We start from the raw sequence: 15441 nt of genomic DNA on the forward strand, positions 1-15441 counted from the left end.
TATCGGCGCCGCGCGGATGCGCAGTCCTGTCGCGGCGCCGCTGGCGCGCGCAGGCGCTCTGCGCCATCGTCCGCCGCATGACGCCCGCCCTCCTCGAATCGCGCCCCGAGGGGCTTTACAGCCCCGCAGCCGGCGTCTTCATCGACCCCGTACGCCCGGTCGCCCGCGCCGTGGTCACACATGGCCACGCCGATCACTGCCGCCCCGGCTCGCGCGCGCTGCTCTGCACGCCCGAAACGGCGGAGATCGCGCGCGCCCGATTCGGACCCGACGCCTTCGGCGCCGTCCAGCCGCTGCGCTGCGGCGAGGCGCTGCGGGTCGGCGACGCGACCTTGCGGCTCGTCCCGGCGGGCCATGTTCTCGGCTCTGCGCAGGTTGCGATCGAGGCGGGCGGTCGGCGGGCGGTGGTCTCGGGCGACTACAAGCGCCGTGCCGACCCCACTTGCGCGCCCTTCGAACTCGTCCCCTGCGACCTGTTCGTCACCGAGGCGACGTTCGGCTTGCCGGTGTTCCGCCATCCGCCGGTCGAGGGCGAGATCGCGAAGCTTCTGCGCGCGCGCGCCCGCGCGCCCGAGCGGGCGGTGGCGGTCGGCGTCTATGCGCTCGGCAAGGCGCAGCGACTGATCGCGGAGCTGCGGCGGGCGGGGTTCGACGAGCCGATCCATCTGCACGGCGCGCTGGTGAAGCTCTGCCGGCTCTATGAGCGCCTCGGCGTCCCGCTCGGGCAGTTGGCGGACGCCAAGGCGACGGCGAAGGAGGCGTTGCGCGGGGCGATCGCGCTGGCGCCGCCTTCGGCGCTGGCCGACCGCTGGGCGCGGCGGCTGCCCGATCCGATCGTCGCCGCGGCGAGCGGCTGGATGCGGGTGCGCCAGCGCGCGAAGCAGCGCGGCGTCGAGCTGCCGCTGATCGTCTCCGACCATGCCGATTGGGACGAGCTGACCGCCACCATCGTCGAGACAGGCGCGTCGGAAGTCTGGGTGACGCATGGGGCCGAGGAGGCGCTGATCCACTGGTGCGCGACGCGCGGGATCGCGGCGCGCGCGCTGTCGCTCGCGGGACGCGAGGAGGGCGGCGAATGAGCGACCGCAGCGCCGCCGGGAACTTTCGCGGCGGGCTTCTGATGACCGCCTCGATGGCGGGATTCGCGCTGGAGGACCTGTTCGTGAAGGCCGCCGCGCAGAGCCTGCCGGTGGGTCAGGTGCTGGCGATGTTCGGCGCGGCGGGCATGGCGTTCTTCGCGGCGCTGGCATGGGCGCGCGGCGAGCCGGCCCTGCCGCGCGCGCTGCTGTCGCGCCCGCTGCTCCTGCGCGCCGCGTTCGAGGCGACGGGGCGCGGCGCCTATGCGCTCGCCATCGCGCTCACGCCCCTGTCGAGCGCCTCCGCGATTCTGCAGGCCGCGCCGCTGGTGGTGACGCTCGGGGCCGCGGCCGTGTTCGGCGAGCGGGTGGGGTGGCGGCGGTGGCTCGCCATCCTCGCGGGCTTCGCGGGGGTCATGGCGATCCTGCGGCCCGGACTCGCCGGCTTCGAGGCGGCGTCGCTCTTCGCCGTGCTAGGGATGCTGGGTTTCGCGGCGCGCGATCTGGCGACGCGCGCGGCGCCGCCGGCGCTGTCCAACGCGCAACTCGGCGTTGCGGGCTTCGCCGTGCTGATCCCCACCGGCGCGGTGCTGCTGGCGGCCTCGGGCGGCGCTGTCTTTCCCGACGTGCGGGCGCTGGGGCTGGTGGGGGGCGCGGCGCTGTGCGGGGCGGCGGGGTATTTCTGGCTGACGGCGGCGATGCGGACCGGCGAGGTCGGGGCGGTGACGCCCTTCCGCTACACGCGGCTCGTCTTCGCGATGGCGCTCGGCGTTCTGGTCCTCGGCGAGCGGCCGGACGCCGCGACCCTCGGCGGCGCGGCGCTGGTGATCGCGAGCGGGCTCTACACGCTGCTGCGCGAACGGCGCCTGCGGCGCAATCAGAGCAATCCCAGCGCGTGAAAGCTCGCGTCGCGGTCCTTGCCGATCACCAGATGATCGTGCAGCGCGATCTCGACCGATCTGAGCGCCCCTTTGATCCGCCGCGTCATCTCGATGTCGGCTTGGCTGGGCGTGGCGTCGCCCGAGGGGTGGTTGTGGGCGAGGATCACGGCGGAGGCCGACAGCTCGAGCGCACGCTTGACCACTTCGCGCGGATAGACCGCCACCGCGTCCACCGTGCCGCGCGCCAGCGCCTCGTCGGCGATCAGCACGTTGCGCTTGTCGAGATAGAGCACTCGGAACTGCTCGACGGTCTCATGCGCCATCTGCGTCTTGCAGTAGTCCACCACCGTCGACCATGAGGACAGCGCGGGCCGCCCCAACGCCCGCGACCGCGCCAGCCGGCGCGCCGCCGCCTCGACCAGCTTGAGCTGATGGATCACCGCCTCGCCCGCGCCCTCCACTTCGCGCAGCCGCGCAGGCTCGGCCGAGATCGCGTGGTTGAAGTCGCCGAAGCGCGCGATCAGCCGTTTGGCGAGCGGCTTGACGTCGCGGCGCGGGATCGCGGCGAACAGCACCAGCTCCAGAAGCTCGTAATCGGGCATCGCGTCGGCGCCGTGGGCGGCGAAGCGGGCCTTCAGCCGCTCGCGATGGCCGTGCTGATGCGGCGGTTCCTCGGCGGCGGGCGCGCCAAGCAGGTCCGGCTGACGGCGCTCGCGCATCGCGCCCCGTCGCCTCAGCGGTCCCAGGTCGGGTGGAAGCGGTCGGTGGGCGAGAGGGTGAAGATCTCGACGCCCGTCTCGGTCACGCCGACCGAATGTTCGAACTGCGCCGAGAGCGAGCGGTCGCGGGTGACGGCGGTCCAGCCGTCGGACAGGATCTTGGTCTCGGGGCGGCCCAGATTGACCATCGGCTCGATGGTGAAGAACATTCCGGGCCGCAGCGTGGGGCCCGAGCCGGGGCGGCCGTAATGCAGCACGTTGGGCGCGTCGTGGAACACCCTCCCGAGCCCGTGGCCGCAGAAGTCGCGCACCACCGCGCAGCGCTCGGCCTCGACGTAAGTCTGGATCGCGTGGCCGATGTCGCCGAAGCTCGCGCCGGGGCGCACCGCCTCGATCCCGCGCATCAGCGCCTCGTGCGTGACGTCGATCAGCCGCTCGGCCCGGCGGCTGGGCTGGCCCGCGACGTACATGCGCGAGCTGTCGCCGTACCAGCCGTCGAGGATCACCGTGACGTCGATGTTTAGGATGTCGCCGTCGCGCAGGGCTTTCTCGCCGGGGATGCCGTGGCAGACGACGTGGTTGATCGAGATGCAGGACGACTTGGTATAGCCGCGATAGCCGAGCGTCGCGGGCCGCGCGCCTGCGGCGAGCATGTGGTCGTGGATGATCAGGTCGAGCTCGTCGGTGCGGACGCCGGGGCGGACATGCGCTGAGATCATGTCGAGAGTTTCGGCGGCGAGGCGGCCCGCCGCGCGCATCCCATCGAAATCCGCCGGCGGGTGCAGGCGGATGCCGTCTGGCGTTCTGTCGGGGCCGGCGCTGCGCTCCAAAACGGACGTCCCTTTCACGTTGGTTGTATTGTGGGGATGGCGCGGCGCGCCGCAAGAGCGAAACCGGCGCAATCGGCCTCAATCGGGCGGCGAAACGCTTTGTGTCGCAGACGCGCCGCGCCCCTAGACCCCGTTCCGCAGCGCCGCCGCGCCGATGTCGAGCGCCTTGCGCAAGGCTGTGGGCGCGGCGCGGCGCGCGGCGTCGAAAGGGCGGAACGCGCCGCGCGCGGGCGCGGCGTGCAGGGGCGCGCGCGCGACCATCACGCGCAGCGACAGGGTGAAATGGGTGAAGACGTGCCGCGCCTCGGCGCCGGCCTCGATCCAGTCGGCGGAGAACGGCGCTGCCGCGGCGACGGCGGCGGCGTCGGGGGGCGCTGCGGTCCAGTCGGTGCAGACCGGGCCGGACATGCCGCCGAGCAGGCCGGAATCGGGCCGCGTCTCGACCAGCGTCGCGCCATCGGCGCGCAACGCCACGAAGGCGACGCCGCAGCGATGCGGCTTGGCGGCTTTGGGCGCCTTGCGCGGAAGCGTCTCGGCGATCCCGCGCGCGCGGGCCACACAGGCCGCCGCCCAGGGGCAGGCGCCGCAGAGCGGGCGGCGCGGGGCGCAGAGCGTGGCGCCGAGGTCCATCGTCGCCTGCGCGAAATCGCCCGGGCGCGCGTTGGGGACGAGCGCCGCGACACGGGCGCGGATCGCGGGCTTGGCGTCGGGCAGGGGGGTCTCGACGGCGAAAAGCCGCGCGAAGACCCGCTCGACATTGCCGTCCACCACCGCGGCGGGCTTGTCGAAGGCGATGGCGGCGACGGCTGCGGCGGTGTAGGGGCCGATCCCCGGCAGGGCGCGCAAACCCTCTTCGTCCTCCGGGAACTCGCCCAGCGCCGCAACGGTTTGCGCGCAGGCGTGCAGGTTGCGGGCGCGGGCGTAGTAGCCGAGGCCGGCCCATTCGGCGAGCACCGCCTCGCGTGGGGCCGCCGCCAGCGCCGCGACGTCCGGCCAGAGCGTCGTGAACCGGGCGAAATAGGGGCCTGCGGCGGCGACGGTCGTCTGCTGGAGCATGATCTCCGACAGCCAGACGCGGTAGGGGTCGGGGCGGACGCCTGCGCGGCGTTCGGCGGGTCCGACGCGCCAGGGCAGCGCGCGGGCGGCGCGGTCGTACCAGCGCAGCAGGGCCTCGGCGCCGGGCGTCTCGACGGGGGCGCGCGAGGCGGGCATGGTGAGGGGAAGCGGCGGAGGGCTGTCCATGGCGGGCGATGATGGCGCGACGGAGCGGCGGCGCAAGGGCGGTTCGGGCTTCCGGCGCGCCGCCGTGGCTGCGGAGGCGACGCTCGGCGCCGCGAGCGCGAAGCGCGGTTTCGCCGAGCACCGGCTGATCTCGCAATGGCGCGCGCTGATGGGCGCGGAGATCGCCGAGGCCTGCGCGCCCGTGCGCATGAGCTGGCCAAAGGGCGGGCGCGGCGAGGGCGGCGGCGCGACGCTGACGGTCGAGGCGTCGGGGGCGCGGGCCCCGGAAGTGCAGCACGAGGCCGCCCGCATCGTCGAGCGCGTCAACCAGATCTGCGGCTGGCGGGCGGTGGCGCGGCTCAAGGTCGTGCAGAGCGGCGGCGCGCGCAGCCGGGAGGCGGACGCGCCGCGCGCGTCGGCTGCGCCCTTGGACGCCGCGAATTCGCCCGATATATCCGCCATTGCCGACGACGACCTGAGGCGCGCCCTGGCGCGGCTCGGGGCGAGCATCCGCGCGAAGGCGGAGCGGAACTGACCGAACGGGAGCCGACATGACCATCGCCAAGTCCCTCGACCGCCGCCGCGCCCTCGCGCTCGGCCTCGGCGCCGCCGCGCTCGCGGCGCTCCCCGCGCAGGCGCAGACCGCGCTGGAGGAGCGCGGCTATGCGCTGGGCGAGATGGTCCTCGGTTCGCCCGACGCGCCGCTGACCATCGTGGAGTATTCCTCCTTCACCTGCCCGCATTGCGCCACGTTCCACACGCAGACCCTGCCGGCGATCAAGGAGAAGTACATCGACACCGGCAAGGTGCGGCTGATCTTCCGCGAGGCGTATTTCGACCAGTATGGGCTCTGGGCGTCGATGCTGGCGCGCTGCGGCGGAGACTCGACGTTCTTCGGCTACGCCGACGTGCTGTTCGAGAAGCTGCAGGAATGGGCGCGGGCCGAGAACATCGTGGGCGAGTTGCAGCGGATCGGGCGGCTCGGCGGCCTGCCCGCCGAGCGCATCCAGCAATGCCTGTCGGACGAGGAGTTCATGCGCGTGCTGGTCGAGCGCTACCAGACCAATGCGCAGGCCGACGGGCTGCGCGCCACGCCGAGCTTCAAGTTCGGCGACGGCGCGCTCGTCAGCGGGGCGATGGGGGTCGAGGCGTTCTCGCAGATGATCGAGGACAATCTCTGAGGCGCGGGGACTTCGCCGCGCTCAGGCGTCCTCGAACCCCTCCAGCACGTTCACCGCGTTGATCCCGACCGCCTCGATGGCGTAGCCGCCCTCCATGCAGAACACGCTCGGCAGGCGGAGGCGGCCGATCCGGCGGCCCGCGTCCAGAAAATCCGGGCTGGCGAGGCGGAAGAAGCTGATCGGGTCGTCCTTGTAGGCGTCGACCCCGAGCGACACCACGAGCGCCTCGGCGCCGAAGTCTCGGATTCGCGCGAGGGCTGCGTCGAGCGCCTGCGACCAGAGGTCGTAGCCGGTTCCGGGCGGCATCGGAAAATTGGCGTTGGCGCCTTCGCCCTCGCCCGCGCCGGTCTCGTCTGCGAAGCCGAGGAAATAGGGGAACGCGTCCTCCGGCGCACCGTGCAGCGAGGCGAAGAAGACGTCCGAACGGCGGTAGAAGATGTCCTGCGTGCCGTTGCCGTGATGGAAGTCGATGTCGAGCACGGCGACGCGGTCCGCGCCGTCGCGCCGGAACGCCTCGGCGACGAGGGCGGCGTTGTTGAGGAAGCAGTAGCCGCCATACATGTCGGCGGTCGCGTGATGTCCGGGCGGACGGCAGAGCGCGAAGGCGACCCGCGCGCCGCCCGCGACATGGGCTTGCGCCGCCTGCGCCGACGCCGCCGAGGACAGCGCCGCCGCCCAGGTGCCGCCGGTGATCGCCGTCTCGGACGCGAGCGCGTAATAGCCGGCCCTGCCGTCGATGCAGCGCGGCGGGCGGGCCGTCTGCATCCTGCGAGCCGGGAACGAGGCCGCGATGATCTCGCCGGCATTGCCCGCGGCTGTCCACTCCGCCCAGGCATGTTCGAGGAAATCGAGATAGTCCGGCGCGCAGAGCGCCCGGACAGCCGACATGTCGGGCGCGCCCGGCGGCGCGATGTCGGTCAGCCCGCGCTCCTTCAGCCGGGCGAGGACGTATTCCACCCGGCTCGGGCGCTCGTAGGGCGTGACGAACTGGCCGCCTGACAACTCCGCCTGCGGGAAATGGCGGCGGTGCTCTTCGCTGTAGAAGGTCTTCATCTGCGCCCCAAGGCTGCTCGGACGCTGGAGGCTCGTCCTTGCACGGAGCGGCGTCAAGCGGGCCGCGTCGGCTGTTTTGTATGCATTATAGAAACAATAATTCCATGACTGTCGGGTTTGTCCTCCAAATCGCACAGCCTATGTTGCATCGCATCGGCAAACACTCTCGGGAGAGCCACATGAACCTTCTCGGCCTGTCCGGCTCGCTGCGCGCGGCGAGCTTCAACACAGCCCTTCTGCGCGAGGCCGCCGAGATCGCCGGCGCCGACGCCTTCGAACTCGGCGACCTGAACCTGCCGCTCTACGACGGCGACGTCGAGGCGGCGGGCATGCCGGCGTCGGTCGAGACGCTGATCGCGCAGGTCCGCGCGGCGGATGCGGTGATCATCGCGACGCCGGAATACAACAAGATGCTCTCGGGCGTGCTGAAGAACGCGCTCGACTGGCTGAGCCGCGTGAAGCCGATGCCGCTCGCGGGCAAGCCGACCGCCATCATGTCGGCGGCGGCGGGGCGCGGCGGCGGCGAGGTCGCGCAGTTCACCCTGCGCCACGCGCTCGCAGCCCATGCGCCGCGGCTGGTCGCCGGTCCGGCGGTGGCGATCGGCGGCGCTCACGACGCCTTCGCCGAGGGGACGCTGAAAGACGAGATGGCGCGCAAGCTGGTCGGCGATCTGATGGGCGCGCTCCGGGCCGAAGTCGGCGCGGTCGCGCGGGCCCGCGCGGCTTGACAGACCGGCCCCGTCGGCGTAACCGCGCGTCTTCCATCCGTTGGGGTGGAGTTTCGGCGCGCGCGGCCGTCGCAAGACGGGGCCTGTCGCCCCCGCAAGGGGGAGGAGGAGCGCGTCTCACACAGTTGAAACGACAAGGAGACGGCTGGTGACCAAACGCACCTCCGCGAAATACAAGCTCGACCGCCGCATGGGCGAGAACATCTGGGGGCGTCCGAAGTCCCCGGTCAATCGCCGCGAATACGGCCCCGGCCAGCACGGGCAGCGCCGCAAAGGCAAGATGTCCGATTTCGGCCTGCAGCTGCGCGCCAAGCAGAAGCTGAAGGGCTATTACGGCGATCTGACCGAAAAGCAGTTCCGCCGCATCTACGCCGAGGCCGAGCGCCGGCGCGGCGATACGGGCGAGAACCTGATCGGCCTGCTCGAGCGCCGGCTCGACGCGGTGGTCTATCGCGCGAAATTCGTGCCGACGGTCTTCGCCGCGCGCCAGTTCGTCAATCACGGCCACGTCAACGTGAACGGCCGCCGGGTCAACATCGCCTCCTACCAGCTCAAGGACGGCGACGTGGTCGAGCTGCGCGACAAGGCCAAGCAGATGGCGCTGGTGCTCGACGCCATCCAGTCGGCCGAGCGCGACACGCCGGACTATCTCGAGATCGACCATTCCAAGATGACGGTGACGCTGCTGCGCGCGCCGGCCCTTGGCGACGTGCCCTATCCGGTCCAGATGGAGCCCAATCTGGTCGTCGAGTTCTACGCGCAGAACTGATCCAGGGCGGATCGGTCGCGCCGCGATCGGGGCCTCCGCCAGCTGGCGGAGGCCCTTTGCTTTGGGGAGGCGACACGCGATGAGCGGCTCGGCGCTCGATCTGGCGGATGCGGAAAGCCTGCCGCGCTGGCGGAGGCCGGAATCGCTGCTGGCGCTGATGACTTTCGGGATGACGCTCGCCTTCTCGACCTGGATGGCGGCGCTCAACAATTTCGTCGTCGAGGCGGCGGCCTTCGACGGGGCGGACATCGGCGTGCTGCATGCGGTGCGCGAGATCCCCGGCTTTCTCGCCTTCCTCGTGGTGTTCCTGCTGGCGATCATCGCCGAGCAGCGGCTGGCGCTGCTGTCGCTGGTGGCGCTCGGGGTCGGGACGGCGCTGACGCCGGAACTGCCGAGCTGGTGGGGGCTGATGGCGACCACCGTGATCTCCTCGGTGGGCTTTCATTATTTCGAGACGGTCAACCAGTCGCTGCAGCTGCAATGGCTGCCGAAGGAGCGCGCGCCGCAGGCGCTGGGGCGGATTCTCTCGGTCGCCTCGGGGACGTCGCTGCTGGTCTACGGGTCGATCGCGCTGTCGGGCTGGCTCGGCGGCCCGGTCGACTATCACCTCGTCTACTGGATCGGCGGCGGCGGCTGCGTTGCGGTGACGCTGTTCGCCTGGCTCGCCTATCCGCAGTTCCGCGCGCCGCATGCGCAGGGCAAGAAACTGGTGCTGCGCTCGCGCTACTGGCTCTATTACGCGCTGGTGTTCATGGGCGGGGCGCGGCGGCAGATTTTCGTCGTGTTCGCGGCCTTCATGATGGTCGAACGCTTCGGCTTCGCGCTGCACGAGGTGACGGCGCTTTTTCTGGTCACCTATCTCGCCAACATGTTCTTCGCCCCCGTGGTCGGGCGGCTGATCGGACGCTATGGCGAGCGGATGGCGCTGTCGGTCGAATATGTCGGGCTGGCTTTCGTGTTCGCCGCCTATGCGGGGGTGTATTTCCTCGGTTGGGGGGTGACGCTGGCGCTGGCGCTCTACGTGCTCGACCATCTGTTCTTCGCGATGGCCTTCGCGCAGAAGACCTATTTCCAGAAGATCGCCGATCCGTCCGATCACGCGCCGACCGCCGCCGTCGCCTTCACGATCAACCACATCGCCGCCGTCGCCCTGCCGGCGCCGCTGGGCCTGCTGTGGCTGATCGAGCCGGGCGCGGTCTATGCGCTGGCCTGCGCGATGGCGCTCGTCTCGCTCGGCCTGTCGCAACTCGTGCCGCGCCATCCCGAGCCGGGGCGCGAAACGGCGTTGACGCGCCCCGTCGTCGCGCCGGTCGCAGCGCCTGCGGAGTGACGGGTTGGACGCGCCCGCCGCACTCGGCTAGATGCTGCGGAAAAGCGGCGCGCGAGGAGGGACGATGACGGCGATGCGGATGCTATGGGCTGCGCTCGCCATCGGCGGCGCGATCCTTCCCTGGCTGTATTTCGGTCCATGGCTGGCGGAGAACGGCTGGGATCTCGGGCTCATGCTCGACGTCTGGAACGCCAACGACGCGACCACCGGCCTCGTCTACGACCTCACCTGGGCCTGGGGCGTGCTGAGCCTGTGGGTGCTGATCGAATGCCTGCCCCGGCGCGACTGGCTGGGGCTGCTGGCGATCCCGGCGGGGGTCATGGTCGGCGTCTCCTTCGCGCTGCCGCTTTACCTGTTCCTGCGGCTGCGGCCCGGCTACGCGCGCTGAGCATGGACCACTTCACCTACATCGACGGCGAGCTTTGCGCCGAGGACGTGCGGCTGGCCGACATCGCGGCCTCGGTCGGCACGCCCTGCTACGTCTATTCGGCGGCGACGCTGGAGCGGCATTACCGGGTCTGCGACGAGGCGCTGGCGGGGATGCGGCATCGCATCTGCTATGCGCTGAAGGCCAATTCCAACATGGCGGTGCTGCGGCTGCTGGCGCGGCTCGGCGCCGGGATGGACGTGGTGTCGGAGGGCGAGCTGCGGCGGGCGCTGGCGGCGGGCGTTCCGGGGGAGCGGATCGTGTTCGCCGGCGTCGGCAAGACGGCGGACGAGATGCGCGCGGCGCTGGCGGCGGGGGTCGGCCAGTTCAACGTCGAGAGCGAGCCGGAGCTGCTGGCGCTCGACGCCGTCGCGCGCGACATGGGTCTGCGCGCGCCGGTCGCGATCCGGGTCAATCCGGACGTCGACGCGCGCACCCACGCCAAGATCTCGACCGGCAAGTCCGAGAACAAGTTCGGCGTTCCGATCGCGCGGGCGCCGCAGGTCTATGCGCTGGCCGCGGGCCTGCCGGGCGTCGAGATCGTCGGCGTCGACCTGCATATCGGCTCGCAGCTGACCGAGCTGGCGCCCTTCGAGGCCGCCTTCCGCCGACTGGCCGAGCTTGTGGACGCGCTGCGCGCGGCGGGCCATGCGATCCGCCGCGTCGACCTCGGCGGCGGGCTCGGCATCCCCTATGTGCGCTCCAACGAAGCGCCCCCGCTGCCCTTCGACTACGGCGCGATGGTGCGACGGACCGTCGGCGGCCTCGGGGCGGAGGTGGTGATCGAGCCGGGGCGGCTGATCGCGGGCAATGCGGGCGTTCTGCTGGCGCGGGTGATCTACCGCAAGCAGGGGGAGGGGCGGGATTTCCTGATCCTCGACGCCGCGATGAACGATCTGATCCGCCCGGCGATGTACGACGCCTGGCACGATCTGGTTCCGGTGGCCGAACCCGCGGCGGACGCGCCGCTCGCGCCCGTCGACGTGGTCGGGCCGGTCTGCGAGACCGGCGACACCTTCGCCCGCGCCCGGAGCCTGCCGCCGATCGCTGCGGGCGATCTGGTCGCCTTCCGCTCCGCCGGCGCCTATGGCGCGGTGATGGCGAGCGAATACAACACCCGTCCGCTGGTCCCCGAAGTACTCGTTTCGGGATCGCGTTTTGACGTGGTGCGTTCGCGACCCACTTATGATGAGATGCTGCGCAGAGAGCGGATTCCCGACTGGCTGGCCTGAGGCCGCGCCCCGGGCCGCCGACGCGCCGGCGCATGCGCCGAAACCGGGAGCGCCTGATGTCCGAGACGCCGCCGACCACCGCCGTCCAGCCCTCGCCCGAGCAGCGCATCGCCGCCGCGCGCGCCGCCGTGGCGCGAGAGACGCGCCGGGCGCGTCGGGCGATGACGCTCGAGGCTCTGGCGCGCGCGCTCTGGCCGCTCTGGGCGCTCGCGGCGGCGTTTCTGGGGCTGGCGCTGCTGGGCCTGCCGCAATCCCTGCCGTTCTGGGGCCATGTCGCGGTGCTGGCGGGTTTCGCCGCCGCCGCGGTCTGGCTCGGCCATCGGGCGGTTTCGGCGTGGAGATCCCCGACGGCCTCGGAGGCGCTGGCGCGGCTCGACGCCGGCGCGCCGGGCCGGCCCGCCGCCGCCGTCGGCGACGCGCTGGCCGCGGGCGCCGGCGACGCGCGGGCGCAGGCGTTGTGGGCCGCGCATCAGGCGCGGATGGCCGAGCGGGCGGCGCAGGCCAAGGCCGCGCCCGCCGACCTCCGCGTTTCGGCGCAGGACCGCTTCGCGCTGCGCCATGCCGCGGGCGTCGCGCTCGCCGCGGGGCTGCTGGCGCAGATCGGCGACGGCGGCGCCCGGCTGTCCGAGGCGCTGAGCCCGGTCGCCGCCGGGGCCGCGACCGTCGAGCGCCCGGCGCCGAGCGTCGAGGCGTGGGTTTCGCCACCGCCGCACACGGGCGTCGCCCCGCTCTATCTGACCGAACGCGCCTTCGAGACCGAGGCGGTCGCGTTGCCCGCGAACTCCCAGATCGCGCTGCGCGTGTTCGACGCGACCGAGCCGCCGGCGCTGACGGGCGAGGCCGTCGACGCGCCGGACGGCTTCGCCGAGCAGGGGCCGAACAGCTTCGCCGCCGGCGCGACGCTCATGCGCGACGGGGCGTTGTCGGTGACGCTGGAGGGCGGCGTTCTGGCGGAATGGCGCTTCGCGGCGACGCCCGACGCGGCGCCGTCGATGGCGTTCTCCGAGCCGCCGGTCGGCGCGCGTTCGGGCGCGCTGCAATTCGCCTTCGCGGCGTCCGACGATTACGGCGTCGTCGCGGCGCGGGCCGGCATCGCCATCGACGCCGGGGGCGAAGCGCCCGAGGGGCTTCCGCCCGCCGACACGGTGATCGAGCCGATCGCCTTCGAACTGCCGCTGCCGCTGACCGGCGACGCGCGCGAGGTGGCCGAGAGCGTCGTTCAAGACCTGATCGCCCATCCCTGGGCCGGTCTGCCGGTGCGCCTGACCCTGACGGCGACCGACGGGGCCGGGCAGGAAGGGGTCGACAGCCGCGATCTCGTCATGCCGGCGCGGCCCTTCCGCGATCCGCTGGCGCGCGCGCTGATCGAGCAGCGCCGCCACCTCGCCTGGAGCGTCGGCGCCGCCGAGCGCGTGCATCGCGTGCTGGTCGCCGTCACCGCCTATCCGGAGGACGTGTTCGAGGACACCTCCGCCTATCTCACCACGCGCCTCGCCGTCCGCCGGCTCGGCTTCGCGCTCGAAGAGGGCCGGGTGCGCGAGGAGGCCGAAGGGGTGATCGAACTCCTTTGGGAAGCGGCGCTGCGCATCGAGGACGGCGATCTGTCCGACGCGGAGCGCCGCCTGCGCGAGTTGCAGGAGCGGCTGTCCGAGGCCATCGAGGAGGGCGCGCCGCAGGACGAGATCGCCGAGCTGATGCAGCAGCTGCGCGAGGCGTTGCGGGACTTCATGCAGCAGCTCGCGCAGGAGGCGCTGCGCGATCAGGCGAACGGGCAGGAGCTGCCCGAGATCGACCCCGACCAGATGATGACGCAGCAGGACCTCGAGGACATGCTCCAGCAGCTCGAGGATGCGCTTCGCAACGGGATGGAGGATCTGGCGCGCCAGATGCTGCAGCAGTTGCAGCAGATGCTCGAGAACCTGCAGATGGCGCAACCCGGCCAGCAGCAGGGCGGCGGTCAGGGCGATCAGGCGATGCAGGAGCTGCAGGACATGATCGGCCGCCAGCAGGGCCTCGCCGATCGCTCGTTCGAGGCGTTGCGCGAGGGGCGCCAGCCGGGGCAGGGGCAGCCCGGACAGGGCCGGCCCGGGGAAGGGCAACCCGGTCAGGGTCGGCAGGGCCAAGGCCAGCAGGGCCAAGGCCAGCAGGGTCAGGGTCAGCAAGGTCAGGGTCAGCAAGGTCAGGCGCAGGGTCAGGGCCAGGGCGAGGGCCAGGGCGGCCAGGGGCAGGGCGAGGGCCAGCCGGGAGGACTCGGGAGCATCGCGCGCGATCAGGAGGAGCTGCGGCGGATGCTCGACCAGCTGCGGCAGGGCCTGCCCGGCGAGGGCCGCGAACAGGGCGGCTCGGCGGAGGCGCTGGGCCGCGCCGAGGAGCGCATGGGCTCGGCGCGCGACGCGCTCGAACAGGGCGACGCGGAGGGCGCGCTGCAAGATCAGGTCGACGCGCTCGATGCGCTGCGCGAGGGCGCGCAGCAGCTCGCGCAGGAGATGCAGCAGGGCCAGCCCGGGCAGGCGCAGCAGGCCGGGCGCAACGGGCGCAGCGGCGACGTGCGCGACGAGGACCCGTTCGGCCGCCCCACCGCGACCGACGGTCCGCTCGACGGCGACAGCGTCCGCGTGCCCGACGCCGGCGTGATGAAGCGCGCGCGCGAACTGATGGACGAGATCCGCCGCCGCGCCGGCGACCGCACCCGCGACAGCGAGGAGCTGGAGTATCTGCAGCGCCTGCTCGACCGGTTCTGAGCGAGGACCGGCGACAGGGTTCGGCAAGCCGCTTGAAGCACCCACCCGTCGACGCGGTTCGCAGGAGGCGATTCCCGCTCGGTGCGGTGGCCGGGAGGAGACGCGATGCGCGGGACGGACAAGATCAGCGGGTCGCTGTCCAGCTGTTTCGACATCGAGGATCGCATACTGGCGCGACATCCGCTGCGACAGGTGAGGCGGATCGCGTCTCGCCTCGCCCGAACTGTTCGCGGCTGGTTGGACGTCGCCGCATTAGGAGCGCTCCCGAGGGCGACTTCGGAGGCGGGCGTGAGGCGGATCAGCATTACGACGAGAGACGAGCTTCCGGGAGCGGTGGCGGCGCGGCACCGTTCCGCGACGCGCGCCGAGAAGGGGCGGATTTTGGCGGAGTTGACCGAGATCTCCGGCTACTGCCGCAAACATGTCGAGCGTCTGCTTCGACGTGGCCATGTCGTGGATCGATCGCGTCCACCGACGTCGCGATCGGTGGGACCGAATGCGCGCCACTGCTTTTCCGCGAGCAGCGCCTGCTCGGCGAGGTGATGACCGCGCTGCAGGCGGCGCTGCCTTTCCCGTTGCTCGGCTTCGACACCGACAACGACAGCGTCTTCATGAACGAGACGATCAAGGGCTGGTGCGAGTCGGCGGCGGTGCAGTTCACGCGCTCCCGGCCCTATCGCAATAACGATCAGGCGCATGTCGAGCAGAAGAACGGCGCGGTCGTGCGCTGGATGGTGGGCTACCGGCGGTATGCAGGCCTCGCCGCCGCGCGGGAGGTGGCAACGCTCTATCGCAGCATGCGGTTGTTCGTGAACTTCTTCCAGCCGTCCTTCAAGCTGATGGAGAAGATGCGCGACGGTGCGCGAGCGACCAAGAGGTTTCATGCCCCGCTGACGCCGTCCCAGCGAGTTCGGGCGCATCCTGCGGTCCCGCAGGGAATGAAGGACGCGCGGCGCAGTTCGCCGAACTCGATCCGGTGAAGCTGCTGCATGACATGCGTCAGGCGCAGGCGCGGTTGGCGGCCCTACGCGGCAGGGTGCGGTTCCATGAGCGAGAGCGGGCATGTCAGCGGCGCTCTTGACGCCCGAGACCAATGCAAATACATGCCCGACTACCGCGAGCGGTAGAGCGAGGGCAGAAGGTGCCTTGCGGAGGCCCCGGTAAGGCAGTGGGGAATAGTTTAACGGTAGAACAGCGGACTCTGACTCCGTCGGTCTTGGTTCGAATCCAGGTTCCCCAGCCAACCTCCCGCG

The 15441-nt window shown here is 71.8% G+C and carries 14 protein-coding genes, 1 tRNA gene and 1 pseudogene; 12 read left to right on the plus strand and 4 right to left on the minus strand.

All coding sequences use genetic code 11. From position 1 onward, the window contains the following. Nucleotides 1-77 precede the first annotated feature (77 nt). Together V7Q31_RS09275 and V7Q31_RS09280 are read left to right on the plus strand one after the other, a co-directional pair. Entirely contained in the window at nucleotides 78-1079 is a 1002-nt protein-coding gene (locus V7Q31_RS09275; RefSeq protein WP_333833437.1) for a ligase-associated DNA damage response exonuclease, read from the plus strand. Beyond that, complete coding sequence (locus V7Q31_RS09280) at nucleotides 1076-1975, plus strand: DMT family transporter (protein WP_333833438.1); 900 nt, start codon at nucleotides 1076-1078, stop codon at nucleotides 1973-1975. The genes V7Q31_RS09275 and V7Q31_RS09280 overlap by 4 nt, the downstream gene beginning before the upstream one ends. Here the strand turns inward: V7Q31_RS09280 and radC are convergent. From radC to V7Q31_RS09295, 3 genes are all read right to left on the minus strand, one after another. Beyond that, the gene (gene radC / locus V7Q31_RS09285) at nucleotides 1954-2676 is read right to left on the minus strand and encodes a RadC family protein (RefSeq protein ID WP_333833439.1); all 723 of its coding nucleotides are present in this window, start codon (nucleotides 2674-2676) and stop codon (nucleotides 1954-1956) included. The genes V7Q31_RS09280 and radC overlap by 22 nt on opposite strands. Before the next feature lie 14 nt (nucleotides 2677-2690). Beyond that, nucleotides 2691-3506, minus strand: a complete 816-nt coding sequence (gene map / locus V7Q31_RS09290) for a type I methionyl aminopeptidase (protein WP_333833440.1) — start codon at nucleotides 3504-3506, stop codon at nucleotides 2691-2693. A 123-nt stretch (nucleotides 3507-3629) separates the two neighbouring features. Continuing rightward, on the minus strand, nucleotides 3630-4718 hold the full coding sequence (locus V7Q31_RS09295; RefSeq protein WP_333833453.1) for an A/G-specific adenine glycosylase: 1089 nt from the start codon (nucleotides 4716-4718) through the stop codon (nucleotides 3630-3632). A gap of 28 nt (nucleotides 4719-4746) precedes the next feature. On the opposite strand from V7Q31_RS09295, the gene V7Q31_RS09300 reads away from it, so the two are divergent. Together V7Q31_RS09300 and V7Q31_RS09305 are read left to right on the plus strand one after the other, a co-directional pair. Continuing rightward, nucleotides 4747-5262: a DUF721 domain-containing protein gene (locus V7Q31_RS09300; RefSeq protein ID WP_333833441.1), complete on the plus strand. Its 516-nt coding sequence runs from the start codon at nucleotides 4747-4749 to the stop codon at nucleotides 5260-5262. A gap of 16 nt (nucleotides 5263-5278) precedes the next feature. Further along, nucleotides 5279-5908: a DsbA family protein gene (locus tag V7Q31_RS09305; RefSeq protein WP_333833442.1), complete on the plus strand. Its 630-nt coding sequence runs from the start codon at nucleotides 5279-5281 to the stop codon at nucleotides 5906-5908. Between the two features lie 21 nt (nucleotides 5909-5929). Here the strand turns inward: V7Q31_RS09305 and V7Q31_RS09310 are convergent, their stop codons facing one another. Next, nucleotides 5930-6961, minus strand: coding sequence for a histone deacetylase family protein (locus tag V7Q31_RS09310; protein ID WP_333833444.1), 1032 nt, complete (start codon nucleotides 6959-6961; stop codon nucleotides 5930-5932). Nucleotides 6962-7140: 179 nt separating this feature from the next. Between V7Q31_RS09310 and V7Q31_RS09315 the strand changes: the two genes are divergently transcribed. The 8 genes and pseudogenes from V7Q31_RS09315 to V7Q31_RS09350 all read left to right on the plus strand — a co-directional run bounded on the left by V7Q31_RS09315 (nucleotide 7141) and on the right by V7Q31_RS09350 (nucleotide 15431). After that, nucleotides 7141-7689, plus strand: coding sequence for an NADPH-dependent FMN reductase (locus V7Q31_RS09315; protein ID WP_333833446.1), 549 nt, complete (start codon nucleotides 7141-7143; stop codon nucleotides 7687-7689). Between the two features lie 148 nt (nucleotides 7690-7837). After that, a complete protein-coding gene (rpsD, locus tag V7Q31_RS09320; RefSeq protein ID WP_333833447.1) occupies nucleotides 7838-8458 on the plus strand; it encodes a 30S ribosomal protein S4 in 621 nt (206 codons plus the stop codon). Between the two features lie 79 nt (nucleotides 8459-8537). Beyond that, entirely contained in the window at nucleotides 8538-9788 is a 1251-nt protein-coding gene (locus V7Q31_RS09325; RefSeq protein ID WP_333833448.1) for an MFS transporter, read from the plus strand. 64 nt (nucleotides 9789-9852) lie between these two features. Next, entirely contained in the window at nucleotides 9853-10176 is a 324-nt protein-coding gene (locus V7Q31_RS09330) for a DUF2834 domain-containing protein (protein WP_333833449.1), read from the plus strand. A gap of 2 nt (nucleotides 10177-10178) precedes the next feature. Next, entirely contained in the window at nucleotides 10179-11447 is a 1269-nt protein-coding gene (lysA, locus tag V7Q31_RS09335) for a diaminopimelate decarboxylase (RefSeq protein ID WP_333833450.1), read from the plus strand. Between the two features lie 56 nt (nucleotides 11448-11503). Beyond that, on the plus strand, nucleotides 11504-14188 hold the full coding sequence (locus tag V7Q31_RS09340; protein ID WP_333833451.1) for a TIGR02302 family protein: 2685 nt from the start codon (nucleotides 11504-11506) through the stop codon (nucleotides 14186-14188). Between the two features lie 458 nt (nucleotides 14189-14646). Continuing rightward, nucleotides 14647-15215 (plus strand): annotated as a pseudogene (locus V7Q31_RS09345) (ISNCY family transposase); the annotation flags it as partial. A gap of 142 nt (nucleotides 15216-15357) precedes the next feature. Beyond that, a tRNA-Gln gene (locus V7Q31_RS09350) sits at nucleotides 15358-15431 on the plus strand. Nucleotides 15432-15441 lie beyond the last annotated feature (10 nt).

The organism is Rubrimonas sp. (genome assembly GCF_036788415.1).
Classification (GTDB): domain Bacteria; phylum Pseudomonadota; class Alphaproteobacteria; order Rhodobacterales; family Rhodobacteraceae; genus Rubrimonas.